Annotated in this window: 14 protein-coding genes; 7 read left to right on the top strand and 7 right to left on the bottom strand. The window is 50.7% G+C overall.

Annotated features, from left to right (window positions below; translation table 11 throughout):
- Positions 1–27: 27 nt before the first annotated feature.
- The 6 genes from AB4875_RS01660 to def all read right to left on the bottom strand — a co-directional run bounded on the left by AB4875_RS01660 (position 28) and on the right by def (position 6,449).
- A complete protein-coding gene (locus AB4875_RS01660) occupies positions 28–645 on the bottom strand; it encodes a class I SAM-dependent methyltransferase (protein WP_368374296.1) in 618 nt (205 codons plus the stop codon).
- Positions 646–648: 3 nt separating this feature from the next.
- Complete coding sequence (locus AB4875_RS01655) at positions 649–2,097, bottom strand: TrkH family potassium uptake protein (RefSeq protein ID WP_368374295.1); 1,449 nt, start codon at positions 2,095–2,097, stop codon at positions 649–651.
- Positions 2,098–2,134: 37 nt separating this feature from the next.
- Complete coding sequence (gene trkA / locus AB4875_RS01650; RefSeq protein WP_368374294.1) at positions 2,135–3,508, bottom strand: Trk system potassium transporter TrkA; 1,374 nt, start codon at positions 3,506–3,508, stop codon at positions 2,135–2,137.
- A 156-nt stretch (positions 3,509–3,664) separates the two neighbouring features.
- Positions 3,665–4,960, bottom strand: a complete 1,296-nt coding sequence (gene rsmB / locus AB4875_RS01645) for a 16S rRNA (cytosine(967)-C(5))-methyltransferase RsmB (RefSeq protein ID WP_368374293.1) — start codon at positions 4,958–4,960, stop codon at positions 3,665–3,667.
- The gene (fmt, locus tag AB4875_RS01640) at positions 4,957–5,943 is read right to left on the bottom strand and encodes a methionyl-tRNA formyltransferase (RefSeq protein ID WP_368374292.1); all 987 of its coding nucleotides are present in this window, start codon (positions 5,941–5,943) and stop codon (positions 4,957–4,959) included. The genes rsmB and fmt overlap by 4 nt, the downstream gene beginning before the upstream one ends.
- Positions 5,940–6,449, bottom strand: coding sequence for a peptide deformylase (def, locus tag AB4875_RS01635; RefSeq protein ID WP_368374291.1), 510 nt, complete (start codon positions 6,447–6,449; stop codon positions 5,940–5,942). The genes fmt and def overlap by 4 nt, the downstream gene beginning before the upstream one ends.
- Positions 6,450–6,635: 186 nt before the next feature.
- On the opposite strand from def, the gene AB4875_RS01630 reads away from it, so the two are divergent.
- The 6 genes from AB4875_RS01630 (at position 6,636) to AB4875_RS01605 (ending at position 12,353) form a co-directional block, all read left to right on the top strand.
- Positions 6,636–7,658 (top strand): LysM peptidoglycan-binding domain-containing protein, encoded by a 1,023-nt coding sequence (locus AB4875_RS01630; RefSeq protein WP_368374290.1) that lies wholly within the window; start codon positions 6,636–6,638, stop codon positions 7,656–7,658.
- Between the two features lie 54 nt (positions 7,659–7,712).
- Positions 7,713–8,795 (top strand): DNA-processing protein DprA, encoded by a 1,083-nt coding sequence (dprA, locus tag AB4875_RS01625; protein ID WP_368374289.1) that lies wholly within the window; start codon positions 7,713–7,715, stop codon positions 8,793–8,795.
- Between the two features lie 186 nt (positions 8,796–8,981).
- Positions 8,982–9,548: an L-threonylcarbamoyladenylate synthase gene (locus AB4875_RS01620; RefSeq protein ID WP_368374288.1), complete on the top strand. Its 567-nt coding sequence runs from the start codon at positions 8,982–8,984 to the stop codon at positions 9,546–9,548.
- A 44-nt stretch (positions 9,549–9,592) separates the two neighbouring features.
- Entirely contained in the window at positions 9,593–10,498 is a 906-nt protein-coding gene (hemF, locus tag AB4875_RS01615; RefSeq protein ID WP_368374287.1) for an oxygen-dependent coproporphyrinogen oxidase, read from the top strand.
- Between the two features lie 18 nt (positions 10,499–10,516).
- Complete coding sequence (aroE, locus tag AB4875_RS01610; RefSeq protein ID WP_368374286.1) at positions 10,517–11,350, top strand: shikimate dehydrogenase; 834 nt, start codon at positions 10,517–10,519, stop codon at positions 11,348–11,350.
- Positions 11,351–11,384: 34 nt separating this feature from the next.
- On the top strand, positions 11,385–12,353 hold the full coding sequence (locus AB4875_RS01605; RefSeq protein WP_368374285.1) for a calcium/sodium antiporter: 969 nt from the start codon (positions 11,385–11,387) through the stop codon (positions 12,351–12,353).
- Positions 12,354–12,379: 26 nt separating this feature from the next.
- Here AB4875_RS01605 and AB4875_RS01600 read toward each other — a convergent pair whose 3' ends face one another.
- Positions 12,380–12,937, bottom strand: a complete 558-nt coding sequence (locus AB4875_RS01600; RefSeq protein ID WP_368374284.1) for a gamma carbonic anhydrase family protein — start codon at positions 12,935–12,937, stop codon at positions 12,380–12,382.
- Positions 12,938–13,091: 154 nt separating this feature from the next.
- Between AB4875_RS01600 and AB4875_RS01595 the strand changes: the two genes are divergently transcribed.
- Complete coding sequence (locus AB4875_RS01595) at positions 13,092–15,125, top strand: M3 family metallopeptidase (protein WP_368374283.1); 2,034 nt, start codon at positions 13,092–13,094, stop codon at positions 15,123–15,125.

The following is a 15,125-nucleotide window of genomic DNA, read 5'->3' as shown; positions in this document are numbered from 1 at the left end:
GTGGTAGAAACACCGCTGTTAGTATATTCATGAGATCTGCTTCGGATTGTCGCCGCTAGGCATTCTGGCGACTAGCATTGCAACCGGTGCGGTACTCGTATTTCTATCTAAAATTGTCTCCTGATAATAGCGTATTTCTAGTTGCTTAAACTGTGCGCAAAGTTCATTTTTCTCTAGGTAAAAACTCGCGTTTGCCGGACTCTTGAGAATCACACCATTTTCCGATGTTATAGGCCTTACAAAGGTTTGATAAAAAAGTAAGCCGCCGGGTTTTAGCGCTCGGACAATTGCAGGTAACAGTGGTCGAAATAGAAAGTAACTGACCACGATAACGTCGTATTTCTTGCTGCCAATTCCGTCGCGCTCGATATCTGCGCGTTCGGCGTTTATGTTTAAATTATTGTGATTGGCATATTTCTGTAAGCGGTCGATGGCGACGTCTGAGATGTCTATAGCATCACACTGTAAGCCATGCTGGGCAAGCTGTATTGCGTTTCTGCCCAAACCGCAGGCCAGATCCAGAGCGGTTCCACGCTTTGCTAATAAATGAATATGCTTCTGTAGCACCTCACAGGCAGCTAAGCTAAGCTCTTGGCTGCTGTGGCGATTATTCCACTTGTCGCGGCTGTCGCTGTGTGGCGGCATAGATCAGCGCCGCCAAAAAGAGGGCATTAGCAGTACCAGCAAGGTGAAAATTTCCAGCCGGCCTAATAGCATCGCGTAACACAGTATCCATTTTCCCGGATCGCTCACGCTGCGATAACTTGCCGCTACTTCGCCTAGCCCTGGCCCCATATTATTGATGGCGCCGGCGGTTGCTGAAAATGCGCTGAGTGCGTCTAGGCCGCATGCCATCATTGCCAGGGTGATGATGATAAAAGAAATCATGTAAACGCCAACAAAGCTCCACACCGCACTGACGATCTTGGCTTCTACACGGTGGCTGCCAATTTTTAATGGAATAACGGCATTGGGGTGAATGAGTTGCTTCATCTCTCGAATACCTTGCTTTGCCACCAGCATCACGCGGACCGCTTTCATACCGCCGCCGGTTGATCCCGCACAGCCACCGATAAAAGAAAGCATAATCACTGCGACGGGTAAAAAGCTTGGCCAAATAGAAAAGTCTTCGGCCCCAAAGCCAGAGGTCGTGGCAATAGAAATGGTGTGGAAAATACCGTGAATGAAGCTGTCTTGGAGCTCGTAGGTGCCGCTTAAATAGAGGTAAACAGAGATAGAAAGGGTGGCAACTCCAATTACGCTCAAGTAGAAGCGGGTCTCTGCATCATTTAAATAGTGGCGTATAGAGCGAGATCGCCAAGCGTGAAAGTGGATGGTAAAACTCAGCGCCGCAAATAGCATAAACCCACTACAAATCATTAATATCAATGGGCTTTCAAAGTAGCCCATACTGGCGTCGTGAGTCGAAAATCCACCAATTGCCACGGTGGAGAATGAGTGGGTAATGGCATCAAAAAAGCTCATGCCAGCCAGCCAATAGGCCAATGTACATACCACTGTCAGCGCCACATACATGAGGAAGAGTATTTTAGCGGTGCCGGTAATACGCGGCGTGAGTTTATTGTCTTTTACTGGTCCAGGTGTTTCAGCGCGGTAAAGCTGCATGCCACCAATCCCCAGAATGGGGAGAATGGCCACCGCGATAACGATAATACCGATACCACCCAACCACTGCAGAAATTGACGATAAAACAATATAGAAATGGGTAATTCGTCTAGCCCGATGATCACCGTAGCGCCGGTTGTAGTAAGGCCAGATATAGATTCAAAAACAGCGTTGCTAATCGATAAACCGGGATCGTCGGCAAGATAAAATGGTAGTGCCCCGAATAGCCCCAGGACCGTCCAGAATAGCGACACTACAAGAAAGCCGTCACGAATACTGAGTTCCCCCCGCAGCCTCAAATTACTTAACCAGAGCGCTAGACCACTGCCAAAGGTTAGGGCAAACGCGGTGATAAAGGCCTGTAGTGCACCGTCATTCAGCCAAGTCGAGATAACGGCGGGAACCGCCATCGTCAGGCTAAAGATCATCAGCAGCAGGCCGATGATTCGGGCGATGATTCTCAGGTGCATAAAAGATCGCCCCAATCAGCGGGGAAGTTATTGGTCATTAGAAAAATGTGAACCCTACTTGGAATAGTTTCTCGACCATTTTGATTTTGCTTTTATCCACCAGGAATAAAATCAAATGATCTTCAGATTCAATTAATAAATGGCTGTGCGCTATCATCACTTCCTCGCCCCGCACCAGAGCACCAATGCTGACACCCTCGGGCAACGCAATTTCATCTAATCTGCGGCCCACTACTTTCGATGAGCGATTATCGCCGTGGGCAATAATTTCTAAGGCCTCGGCTGCGCCGCGGCGAAGAGAGTGCACGTTATATATATCGCCGCGGCGAACGTGAGTGAGCAAGCTGCCGATGGTGATTTGCTGGGGCGAGATGGCGATGTCGATGTCACCACCCTGCACCAAATCTACGTAAGCAGGATTGGTGATGAGGGTAATGACCTTCTTTGCGCCCATTCGTTTGGCGAGTAAAGACGACATTATATTTGCTTCGTCATCATTGGTGAGTGCGAGGAAAACATCAGTTTCTTCAATATTTTCCTGTGCCAATAAATCGTGGTCAGAGGCGCTGCCATGCAAGACAATGGCCTTTGATAACTGCTCTGATAAAGCCCGGCATCGCTCGTAGCTGCGCTCAATAATCTTAACGTGATAACGACTTTCAACTGACCGCGCAAGGCGCTCGCCAATATTGCCGCCGCCAGCAATTACTAGGCGCTTATAAGGTGTATCCAGCCGTCGCAGCTCGCTCATTACCGGCATAATATTCTTTTTAGCGGCGATGAAAAAAACTTCATCGCCGGCTTCAACAACCGTGTCGCCACTGGGCAGAATGGCGTTTCCACGGCGGAAAATAGCGGCAACACGGGTGTCGACCGTCGGCATATGGTCGCGGATTGCAGCTAGCTCATTGCCCACTAATGGACCGCCGTAATAGGCCTTCACCCCTACTAGTTGTACTTTTCCGTCGGCAAAGTCTAAGACTTGCAGCGATCCTGGATATTGCAATAAACGCTTAATATAACGGGTGACTAATTCTTCTGGGCTGATAAAGACATCAATAGGTATGCCTTCGTTGCCGAAGAGATTTTTTACATTGGTGTACGCGTTGGATCGTATCCGCGAAATCTTGGTGGGGGTGCGGAATAAGGTGTAGGCAACCTGACAGGCGATCATATTGACTTCGTCGCTATTGGTGACCGCAACCAGCAAGTCTGCATCGGCGGCGCCTGCGCGGCCAAGTACGTCGGGGTGTGATGCATGGCCGGTCACGGTCCCAATATCGAGACGATCTTGAAGCTCCCGCAGGCGGTCGGGGTCTGTATCTACAACGGTAATGTCATTGTGTTCACTGGCGAGATTTGCCGCCAGTGTGCCACCTACTTGCCCTGCGCCGAGGATAATGATTTTCATTGTTCGAAGTCGCCTGCGCTGCCTGTTATTGTTTGGTGCCTGATGTTTTAGTCGCTGCCTGCTACCGAAGTAAAAAGGCGAGCACTGCGGAAAAGGTGAAGCTGTGTCCAAGGTCGTCATTGTGCGGCGCTGGAGTGTCGCACTCAATAGCCGGGATCAGAGTTTTTTACGAATTTTCGCGTAGAAGAAGCCATCGTGACCATTAATCTGTGGAAACATCTGTCGGCAACCACTGCGGTCGATTCCCCAATTGGCTGTAATGGGGACTAACTCAGCGTCTTCATGCCTGGCGATAAATGCGGTTATTTGCTGCTCATTTTCCGCTGGCAGTAAGGAGCAGCTTGCGTAAATAAAAATACCATCGGGCTTCAAGCACTGCCACAGTGCCTCAAGCAAAGTCGCCTGCAGTTGTACCAGCGGTTTTATATCTGATGCGCGGCGATTGAGCTTGATGTCAGGGTTGCGTCGAATTACGGCGGTGGCTGAACACGGCGCGTCGAGCAGAATACGGTCAAAAGGTATGCCGTCCCACCACGCACTGGTATCTGCGGCATCGGCACTGAGGAGCGTCGCATTGAGTTGCAGGCGGTCCAAATTCTCTTGAATGCGGCTGAGTCGCTGCTCGTCGATATCCAAGGCGATCAGTTCGCCTAGTTGCGGCTCGGTCTCAAGAATGGCGCCGGTCTTGCCGCCGGGGGCAGCGCAGGCATCGAGTACTCGTAGACCTGGCTTCAGCTCCAGCAGGCTAGTACAGAGCTGGGCGGCTTCATCTTGCACGCTGGCGTGGCCGTCATGAAAATCGGGTAATTTATCAACACTGCAGGCTTGTTCTAGCCTTATACCGTTGGTGGCAAACTCACAGGCCGCTGCGGCAATATCATTGTTTGTTAAGGCTTCTAAATAGCGATCGCGACTTTGGCGGAGGGAGTTAACTCGCAGACAAAAAGGTGGGTGGGCGTTAGTGGCGTCGACAATATCTTGAAGTTGGTCTGGCCAAGCGCTTTGCAGCGCGTCGAAGAGCCATGCTGGAAAGGCGGCTTCTGCGGCGGGATTAAGGGCGTTAAATAAGCTGTCTTGCTCACGCTGGCAGCGTCGCAATATCGCATTCGCCATACCCGCGGCCCACTTTTTACCTAGGCTGCGACAACCCTCAACACTGCTGTTGATCGCCGCATGTGGGGGGATACGAGTGTAGAACAGCTGGTAGGCGCCCACGTAAATCAGCATTTTTACGTCACTGTCTTTGGCTTTGAGTGGCTTGCTAAAAAAGGGACTTAGGGCGGCGTCTAATTTCCAGTAAAAACGCAAGGTGCCGTAGCAAAGCTCTCGATAAAGTGAGCGTTGCGAGGGATCTACATCTTGTTCAACTCGCGGCAAAATACGCGATAGCGAACTACCTTCTTGTTCGATACTTGCCAGACAGCGTGCTGCGGCAACTCGGGGACATATCATAGGGTGCCTGATGGCGAACTCATTATTGTACCGGGGCTAAATTGTGCAGAGCGGGCGTTGAGAATATCGCGAGCGGCTAGCACTTTACCTCCGGGCATTTGTAAATCGAGAATGCGCAAAGCACCGTCACCACAGGCAATGGTAATGCCGGACTTGTCAGCACTGATAATTTCGCCGGCGGTGGTATTAGCGGCGACTGCGGGCAAGGGTTCGGCGCGCCAAATCTTTATGCGCTCGTCTTTTTGATTGGCGGCAAAGCGCGTGTAACAAATCGGGAACGGATTAAAGGCACGAATTTTACGATCTAGGGTGATGGCATCAAGTCGCCAGTCGATTTCTGCCTCAGATTTGCCAATTTTGGCGGCGTAGTTACTTAGGCTATCGTCTTGAGTTTCAAAAACTGCGCTACCTTGCGACAAGGCGGAGATACTCTCGAGTAAGGCAGGGCCACCTATATCAGCCAGACGCTGGAACAGGTCTGCGGCTGAGTCGGTGCCTTTAATATCGCAGCTTACTTTACTTAGCATGGCACCGGTATCTAGGCCGACATCCATTTGCATAATAGTAACACCGGTTTCTTGATCGCCGGCTTCTATGGCACGCTGGATTGGCGCTGCGCCTCGCCAGCGGGGCAATAGTGAACCATGCACATTCACGCAGGCCAGGCGCGGAATATCTAGTACGCTTTTGGGGAGCAAGAGACCGTAGGCGACGACGATCATCAAATCTGCGTTATGGCTGGCTAATTGTTCACGATCACTGGCGTCTTTGAAATTTGCTGGTTGATAAACCGGTATACCCGCTGCTTCAGCGCACTGTTTGACGGCGCTGGGCAGGGTTTTTTTACCACGGCCTGCGGGGCGGTCGGGCTGGCTGTAGACGGCGACAATTTGGTGAGTCCCGTCGTCTATAAGCGCTTGCAGATGCTGGGCTGCGAATTCAGGCGTGCCGGCAAATACGAGTCGCAGTGGGCTAGCGCTCATGACGATTTCTGCTTGTGCAACTTATCCATTTTGCCGCGAATACGATTGCGCTTTAGCGGAGAAATATAATCGACAAACAGCTTGCCTAAGAGGTGGTCATTTTCATGTTGGATGCACACCGCTAGCAGGCCCTGTGGGGTCATCTCAAAGGGTTCCCCATTGCGGTCTAGGGCTTTAACGTGAATATGCTGCGGGCGCACAACGGTTTCATAAAAACCAGGCACCGATAGGCAGCCCTCGTCGTATTCGAAGGTTTCTCCATCAAGTACGTTGATTTCCGGATTGATAAAAACTAAGGGTTCGCTAGAGTCTTCGCTCACATCAATAACGATAATTTGTTCGTGAACGTTGATTTGACTTGCAGCTAAACCAATTCCGGGCGCATCGTACATGGTTTCGAACATGTCATCGATTAAATTGCGGACGCGCTCATCGACGGTCTCTACCGGTTTTGCCACCGTTCGCAGTCTTGAATCGGGAAACTCAAGGATTTCTAATACAGCCATAGGAGTTCTTGACCATTTATCGTGTAAGTTGTGTAAGTGTTGCTAAGATAATGATTGAGTAGATATTTTGATCTACAAATATTCGCCTGTTTCAGCGTATCCTCTATATTATACAGAGAGCGAATAAGAAATGCCTGATTCTTGCCATTTGTTGGCGGCCAGTTTAGAGAGTAATAGGACGTAATTATGAAGAACACGGTTTTGGGGCTTTGCCTCGGATTGATAATGGCGTTCGCTCAAGCGGGTGATGTGCTCTCTTTGAAGGCCGGTCATCCGCAAACCTATGTGGTTAAAAAGGGCGACACCTTGTGGGCCATTTCAGGCATGTTCCTCAATGATCCCTGGTTTTGGCCTGAACTTTGGTATTACAACCCGCAAGTAGAAAATCCGCATTTAATCTACCCTGGCGACGTTTTGAAGTTGATGTGGGTGGACGGCAAGCCCGTGCTGGTGAGAAATGGGGCTAATAATAGCGTCGTAAAGCTCACGCCGCAGATGCGAATTTCTGATATCAATGATGCCATTCCAGCAATACCGCTGGATGTGATTGCGCCATTTTTAACTCGCGGTCGTGTCGTCAGCGATGCCGAGCTGGAGCAAGCACCCTATGTACTTGCTGGTAAGCGCGGTAATATTGTTGCCGGTGCCGGAGATCAGGTGCTAGGCCGCGGCGACTTTAGTGGCAATGAAACCTACGGTGTTTATCGCCGTGGCCAAGTCTATAAGGACCCTATTAGCGGCGAAGTGCTAGGTGTTGAAGCAACGGATATAGGCACCGCCAACCTACTCGCCACTGAGAAAGATGTTGCCACGCTGACCTTGAATCGCAGCACCCAGGAGATTCGTCGTGCCGACAGATTTCTGCCTATGGAGCTGCGACATCTCCATGCTAGCTTTGAACCTAAGGCGCCGGTAGAGAACAGCAATGGCTTTATTATTGCCGTAGAGGGTGGATTGACCCAGATAGGTAGCTTGGATGTGGTTACCTTAAACTTAGGTGACCGCGACAAACTGGAAGCTGGTGATGTATTAGCCATTTACTCGAGAGGTGAAGTGGTGACCGATCCCATAACTAACGAGCGCATAAAAGCGCCAGATGTACGATCTGGTGTGTTGATGGTTTTCCGCAGCTTTGAGCGCGTTAGTTACGCCTTGGTGTTAAAGGCAGAGCAGCCATTAAAAGTGGGTGATTTAGTTAAAAATCCCTAGTGAAATTTCAGGGCCGCTAAAAGCGGCTAGACCACTATACGCAAGGACGCGAATGTGGAAATAATTGCTCGTCGCTGGCTTCAGGTTCAGCAGATTTTAGGCCTCACACCGGCAAATTTTCGTCGCTTACTCGCCCTCTGTGATACTCCCGAAGCACTACTCCATATGTCATCGGACTTACAGTTTAGGTTCGGCATCAGCGCGTCGCATAGGCAGCAATTAGAAAAGCAGTTGGCCATGCCCCATCATGGTGTCGATGATGAGCTTAGCCGCGCAAACGCGGAGGTCTTGTGTTTGCATGATGACGATTACCCCGCTCTTCTGAAAGAAATCCACGACCCTCCGCCAATACTATATTTCCGCGGCCGTCGAGAGTTGCTGAGCCAGCTAAGCTTTGCGGTGGTGGGGAGTCGTCGCCCGAGTCGGATGGGGCGCAGTGACGCGCAAGCCTTCGCTTCGGCTTTGGGTCAAGCTGGGTTCACCACCGTGAGTGGAATGGCCCTTGGGGTTGATGCCGCGGCGCATATTGGCGCTTTAGCGACACCCTCTTCCACCATCGCGGTGTTGGGCACCGGTGTCGATCAGTGCTATCCGCGCAGCAATGCCGGGCTCTACCAGCAAATCGGCTTAGAGGGTTTGCTGCTAAGTGAGTTTCCTCCGGGTAGCCCGCCACTGCGCCATCAATTTCCACGCCGCAACCGCATCATCAGTGGCCTCAGTTTAGGCGTGCTGGTGGTAGAGGCGGCAATTCATAGTGGGTCATTAATTACCGCTAGGCAGGCTCTGGAGCAAAACCGAGAGGTGTTCGCTATTCCTGGATCGATTCATAATCCGGCAAGTCGCGGCTGTAATGCGCTCATCAAGCAAGGTGCAAAGCTGGTTGAAACCTTGGCCGATATTGTTGAGGAGTTCTCCGAGTGGGCCGGTCGCGATGTTATCGAAGCGCTTGTGGGCCAAGCCCTTGAACCGGGCGTGGTATCTCAGGTATACGATGCGCTGGGCTACGAGCCGCAATCTGTCGATGAGATCCTTAAGCATTGCGGCCAGAGTGTCGACGTTGTTCTTGCCGAGCTTAGCCAGCTAGAAGTGGAGGGTTGGGTGGAGCAGCAGCGAGGCGGCTGGCAGCGGAGTCGCTAGCCTTGCATCAAAGTAACTAACAACTGCGTGGTGAGTGCTAGCTCCCCAAGTTGATCATCATATCTACAACGCAGTGTCCCTAGATCTAAGGTTCATTCTGCAATTTAGACCTCATCGTGATGTAAAAACGGGTATACTTTGGCCGCATTTTGTCGCTTTCGCTAACCACTATGCGGATCTATTTTTATGGCCTTGCCAGATTCTTATCGTCTGCGCCGCGCGGCAGCATTGCTGCGGGCGGGCGCTGTTGTGAGTCACCCTACTGAAGCTGTGTGGGGGTTGGCATGCGTGCCCTGGGATCGTGCTGCAGTGGGGCACATTCTAAAGATGAAAAATCGCGACCCAGCGAAAGGCCTGGTGTTGGTGGCCGATTGTGTGGCGAGGTTTGATGCGATATTGCCGAATTTACCTGAGGCCATTCGTGAAGCGCTAGCAGTAAGCTGGCCTGGGCCACATACATGGGTGGTGCCAGATACTGGATGGGCCCCGTCTTGGATTCGCGGAAGTCACCATAGCGTGGCTATTAGGGTTAGTGATCACCCGCTTACCTCTGCCCTTTGCCGTGCAGCGAACACCTGCTTAGTGTCAACATCGGCAAATCCGGCTGGCCGCGAACCGGCCAGAAATCAGTGTGAAGTGCAGCATTATTTTCGTTCACAAGTTGATTATTATTTGCCGGGTACTACTGGTGATCTTGCGCAACCGACCGATATTCGCGATGCGCTGAGCGGCGAGTATTTGCGTGGCGCATAAGTTAGTTATGGCGCAAGTTTTGCAGCCATGGAGGTGGAGACCGTATGAAAAATATTGATATTGCCGCAGTAAAGCGGTTTTTACTTGCTCTGCAAGACCGTATTTGCGACCAGCTGTCCGCTGTTGATGGTAAGGCTGAGTTTGTAGAAGACGATTGGGGCCGGGGGCGGAGTCGAGTGATTACCGACGGCGCCGTTTTTGAAAAAGGCGGAGTTAATTTCTCTCACGTTCAGGGCGACGCCATGCCTGGCAGCGCTAGCGCGCATCGACCAGAGCTTGCCGGTCGCAGCTATCAGGCTATGGGGGTATCGCTGGTAATGCACCCGCAAAATCCGTATGTTCCCACCAGCCATGCCAATGTCAGATTTTTTGTTGCCGAAAAACCCGGTGAAGAACCTGTTTGGTGGTTTGGCGGCGGCTATGACCTCACGCCCTACTACGGTTTTGAAGAGGATTGTCGGCATTGGCATCAAATTGCGAAAGATGCCTGTGATCCCTTTGGCTCTGATATCTATCCCAAGTATAAAAAATGGTGCGATGACTATTTCTATATGGGTCATCGCGACGAGGCGAGAGGGGTTGGTGGCCTATTTTTCGACGACCTGAATGAGGGTGGTTTCGAGTCTTGTTTTGAATTTATGCAGGCCGTGGGAAATTCTTATACTGACGCTTACATACCGATAGTTGAACGTCGCAAGACGATGTCTTGGGACGATCGTCAGCGCCAGTTTCAGCTGTATCGCCGTGGCCGCTACGTTGAGTTTAATTTAGTACATGATCGCGGCACTCTATTTGGTTTGCAAAGTGGCGGTCGCACCGAATCAATCCTTATGTCGCTGCCGCCCCTAGTTAGGTGGGAGTATAATTGGCAGCCCGAAGCGGGTAGCCCAGAAGCTGCTTTAACCGAGGAGTTTTTACCGGTTAGAGATTGGCTTTCAATCGAAAAATAAAGGCAGCATTTTTTGCTTATGGAAACTAAAGATCAGTATGCCGTATATGGAAATCCGGTTAAGCACAGTAAATCGCCACAGATTCATGCGGCGTTTGCTGAGCAAACCGGTCAGCAACTGCATTATCGTGCGCGCAAGATTGAGTTGGAGCACTTTGCTGAGGCCGCGACTAAGTTTTTCAGCCATGGCGGTAAGGGTTTAAATATTACCGTACCTTTTAAGCTCGATGCCTTTGAATTCGCAGATCAACTTAGCGGTCGAGCACGCCGCGCGGGTGCAGTAAATACCCTCGCACTGCAGGAAGATGGCAGCGTATACGGCGATAACACCGACGGGATTGGCCTGGTTCGAGATATTCATAGCAATCTTGGTTGGGAGTTAAGTGGTCGGCGAATTTTAGTCTTGGGTGCGGGTGGTGCAGTGCGCGGTATTCTTGGGCCTTTGCTAAAACAGAGGCCGGCGCATGTTTTGGTGGCAAATCGTACCGTCTCCAAAGCGCAAAGCCTGGCTAAGAACTTTGAGTCTTTGGGCCATGTTGCCGGCTGTAGTTACGAAGGGCTGACCAGTGGTCAGTTTGATCTAATTATTAATGGTACCAGCGCGAGTATGCGCGGCGATTTACCGCCGCTTCCACATCACATATTAAGTAATGACGGTTGTGCCTACGATATGATGTATGGCGCAGAACCGACCCCCTTTATGCGGTGGGCTGCAGGCGAAACAGCTTGGGCGGTATCTGACGGTTTGGGAATGTTAGTAGAGCAGGCCGCGGAATCATTTTGTATTTGGCGCGGCGTGAGACCAGACACCAAACCTGTTATGGATCTCGTTCGTCAATCTTTGTCGGCATAACAGCAATGTCGGCGGTATTCTTGGAATTTTTTATATGTTGTTAACGGTTGCGGCCCTCATTGTGGGCCTGGTTTTACTGGTTTGGAGTGCGGATCGCTTTGTCATTGGCGCGTCTGCTACAGCGTCAATACTGGGTGTCTCGCCCTTGGTTATTGGTATTTTGGTGGTTGGCATCGGTACGTCTGCACCAGAAATGCTGGTGTCTGCGATCGCCGCTGTCGATGGTCAGCCAGGTTTGGCGGTGGGTAATGCGCTGGGCTCGAATATCACCAATATCGCTTTGATTTTGGGCTTAACCGCCCTGCTCATCCCCCTTAAGGTTCAGTCTAAGCTCGTTACCCGCGAAATCCCTATGCTTATTCTAGTTATGCTGGTGGGCTACTATCTCTTGTCCGACGGTGACTTAGGCGTAATGGACGGCAGTATCTTGCTGCTTGGGTTTTTACTCGTCGTGCTGAGACAAATCTGGGAGGCTAAACATAGCAAGGGCGACAGTATAGAAGCCGAGTTTGAAGCCGAAATTCCGCGCGGCATGCCTTTGTCGGTTGCCTTGGGCTGGCTGCTATTTGGTTTTGTGTTATTGCTCGCTTCTGCACGGGTTCTAGTGTGGTCGGCTGTCGAAATTGCCCAGTTCTTTGGACTTAGCGAGTTAGTCATTGGTTTGACGGTTGTCGCGGTGGGTACCAGCTTGCCAGAGTTAGCCGCTTCGGTTGCGGCTGCTCGTAAGAATGAACACGATATTGCGATTGGCAATGTGGTCGGCTCAAATCTATTTAACCTATTGGGCGTTATGGCCCTGCCCGGTGTTATTGCGCCTGGCGCGATTGATCCAGAGGTGCTGACTAGAGACTATCCGGTGATGTTGGTATTGACCGGTTTGTTCTTTTTGGTGGCGCGGGGGCCGCGCCAAGGGCGGCGAATTTCCAGAGTAGAGGGCGGTGGATTATTGCTACTCTACTTCGCCTATTTAGCCTATCTATTGCATGACGCCGGGGTTTACTAAACCCGGCTGCAATGGGGGATTTACGACTAGCCATCTAGCGCAGCGATATGCCGATCTTTCAGCTTGGCGTAATTGTTGGCGCTATAACTGAAATAGCTGAGATCCCCTTCGCTCAATTCCCGTATAGCTTTGGCTGGGCTTCCAACATATAGCCAGCCACTAGCCAGATGTTTACCTGGGGGCACTAATGAATTGGCGCCCACTACCACATTGTCCGCAATTACGGCGCCGTCCATCACAATCGTTCCCATGCCTATTAGCACCCGGTTGCCAATCGTGCAGCCGTGTAAGGTGACGCTATGGGCTACCGTGACCTCATCGCCAATAGTGAGCGGATAACCGTCGGGGTTGTAGGGGCCGGCGTGGGTAATATGCAAAACGCTATTATCTTGAATACTACTGCGGGCGCCTATTTGAATGCGATGCATGTCGCCGCGCACCGTGGTGTTGGGCCAAATTGAGCTGTCATCGCCAATGCTTACGTCGCCGATGACTACCGCGCTGGGGTCGACAAAAACTCTTTTACCTAGATTTGGACTATGGCCCTCGAATGTCCTGACATAGTGTTGTGGCTGGTAACTCATGGCCTATCTCCGGTGCGGGTATTAGTGCTTTTATACCGCCTAGCCTGAACTGGACGGCGCGATATTTAAAAGCATATTAACAGGCTTCGGCGGGCCTGTAGATTTGATACACTGGGGGCATTGGTGTTTTCCAGATTATAGGGATTTTTGTAACATGACGGCTAATAGTTTACCGATATTTTCGACACTCGATCCGCTGGCAATGCCTAAAGAATGCGAGACCTTGTTGGCGCAAGCTAGGCAAAAGGTGGCGGCATTGGTTGCCGATGAACACCGCCCGGATTGGTCCAATTTAATGGCGCCACTTGAAGAAATAGATGACAGCATAGGAAGGTTTTGGGCGCCAATGAGTCATGTGCATAGTGTGCTTAGCGGTACTGCATGGCGGGACGCCTATAGTCTCTGCCTGCCTATGCTAACTGCCTACAACAGTGAGATGGGGCAAAATCGCCCGCTGTTTGAGCGGGTTAAAATGTTTGCCGCGAGTGATGAGTATAAAAGCTTAACTGGCCCGCGCCAAAAAGCGATCAGCAATATGCTTCGTGATTTTACGCTTTCCGGCGTTGCTCTAGAGGGTAACAAGGCAAGCCGTTTTTCGGCTATTCAGCAGCGACTTAGTACATTGTCCACTGAGTTTTCAAATCAGGTATTAGATGCCACGGATGCTTGGGAAAAAATAATCGAAAGTGCCGATGACTTGGCGGGCGTACCCGCAACGGTGCTTGATAATTTGCGTGAATCCGCTAAGACCAAGGACTTAGACGGCTACCGTTTGAGCTTGGACGTTCCCACCTATTTATCGATCATTCAGTATGCTGAAAACCGCAAATTGCGCCAAGAAATTTACACGGCGTACGCCACGCGTGCATCGGCACAGGGGCCGCAGGCAGGTCAGTGGGATAACGGCCCCCTGATGGTCGAAATTTTGCAGCTTCGTCAAGAAATGTCAGAACTGCTTGGATTTAAGCATTACTCTGACTATTCTCTCGCCAGCAAAATGGCCGACACTAGCAAGCAGGTTATCGACTTCCTTGAGGAGTTAGCGCGAGCTAGCAAGCCGGTAGCGACTCGCGAGTTTGCAGAGTTGAGCGCTTTTGCTGCTGAAAATGGTGTTACTGAATTAAAAGCATGGGATGTGCCCTACTTTAGTGAAAAATTAAAAGAGGCCTCATTTACGCTTTCCCAAGAGGAATTGCGGCCATACTTCCCAGCTGAAAAGGTAATGAGTGGCTTGTTCAAGATCACGGGGCAGTTGTTTGATATCGAGATAAGCGCCCTTGATGATGTCGATTTTTGGCATAACGATGCGCATTGCTATCGCATATCACGCCACGGTGAGGTGCTCGCGCATTTCTATTTAGATTTATATGCTAGAAGTAATAAACGCGGTGGTGCTTGGATGGCCAATGCCCGTGGTCGTCGTATATTAGATGATGATGGTGTGCAGCAACCGGTGGCTTTTTTGGTGTGTAATTTCTCACCGCCAACCAGCGAGCGCCCTTCGCTGTTAACGCACAACGAGGTCACCACTTTATTCCATGAGTTTGGTCATGGCTTACATCATATGCTTACCAAGATAGATTGCTTAAGCGTGGCGGGTATTAGCGGTGTTGCCTGGGACGCAGTGGAGTTACCCAGTCAGTTTCTAGAAAATTGGTGTTGGGAAAAGTCGGTCATTCCAGATATATCGGCACATTATCAAACCGGAGAGCCATTGCCGCTAGTCTTGCTTGATAAGTTATTAGCCGCTAAGAACTTTCAGTCTGGCATGCAAATGCTCAGACAAATTGAATTTTCCCTGTTTGATTTTAAATTACATATGCAATCCGAAATAAGTGACGAGGCTGATATTGATGCATTGATTAATGACGTGCGTCAGCAAGTGTCGGTATTTCAGCCGCCGGCATTTAATCGTTTTCAAAATAGTTTTTCGCATATTTTTGCTGGCGGTTACGCGGCGGGATACTACAGTTATAAGTGGGCCGAGGTTTTGTCGGCAGATGCATTTTCGCTATTTGAAGAACAGGGCGTTATGAATGTTGAGGTAGGCAAAAAATTCCGGACAGAGATTCTTGAGCGCGGTGGTTCAGAAGACGCGGATGTGTTGTTTAGGAATTTTCGTGGCCGCGCGCCAGCGAATGACGCCTTGCTGCGACACGCCGGTATCGCTGTAGCAAAGGGAGTATAG

The sequence above is a fragment of the Zhongshania sp. R06B22 genome, assembly GCF_040892595.1.
GTDB lineage: Bacteria > Pseudomonadota > Gammaproteobacteria > Pseudomonadales > Spongiibacteraceae > Spongiibacter > Spongiibacter arctica.
The sequence above is the reverse complement of the archived record's forward strand: the minus strand, read 5'-3'. Positions and strand labels throughout refer to the sequence as shown.

Coding starts and splice junctions, on each gene's coding strand:
- AB4875_RS01660 (WP_368374296.1), bottom strand. CDS start 645: ATGCCGCCACACAGCGACAGCCGCGACAAGTGGAATAATCGCCACAGC.
- AB4875_RS01655 (WP_368374295.1), bottom strand. CDS start 2,097: ATGCACCTGAGAATCATCGCCCGAATCATCGGCCTGCTGCTGATGATC.
- trkA (WP_368374294.1), bottom strand. CDS start 3,508: ATGAAAATCATTATCCTCGGCGCAGGGCAAGTAGGTGGCACACTGGCG.
- rsmB (WP_368374293.1), bottom strand. CDS start 4,960: ATGATATGTCCCCGAGTTGCCGCAGCACGCTGTCTGGCAAGTATCGAA.
- fmt (WP_368374292.1), bottom strand. CDS start 5,943: ATGAGCGCTAGCCCACTGCGACTCGTATTTGCCGGCACGCCTGAATTC.
- def (WP_368374291.1), bottom strand. CDS start 6,449: ATGGCTGTATTAGAAATCCTTGAGTTTCCCGATTCAAGACTGCGAACG.
- AB4875_RS01630 (WP_368374290.1), top strand. CDS start 6,636: ATGAAGAACACGGTTTTGGGGCTTTGCCTCGGATTGATAATGGCGTTC.
- AB4875_RS01620 (WP_368374288.1), top strand. CDS start 8,982: ATGGCCTTGCCAGATTCTTATCGTCTGCGCCGCGCGGCAGCATTGCTG.
- hemF (WP_368374287.1), top strand. CDS start 9,593: ATGAAAAATATTGATATTGCCGCAGTAAAGCGGTTTTTACTTGCTCTG.
- aroE (WP_368374286.1), top strand. CDS start 10,517: ATGGAAACTAAAGATCAGTATGCCGTATATGGAAATCCGGTTAAGCAC.
- AB4875_RS01605 (WP_368374285.1), top strand. CDS start 11,385: ATGTTGTTAACGGTTGCGGCCCTCATTGTGGGCCTGGTTTTACTGGTT.
- AB4875_RS01600 (WP_368374284.1), bottom strand. CDS start 12,937: ATGAGTTACCAGCCACAACACTATGTCAGGACATTCGAGGGCCATAGT.
- AB4875_RS01595 (WP_368374283.1), top strand. CDS start 13,092: ATGACGGCTAATAGTTTACCGATATTTTCGACACTCGATCCGCTGGCA.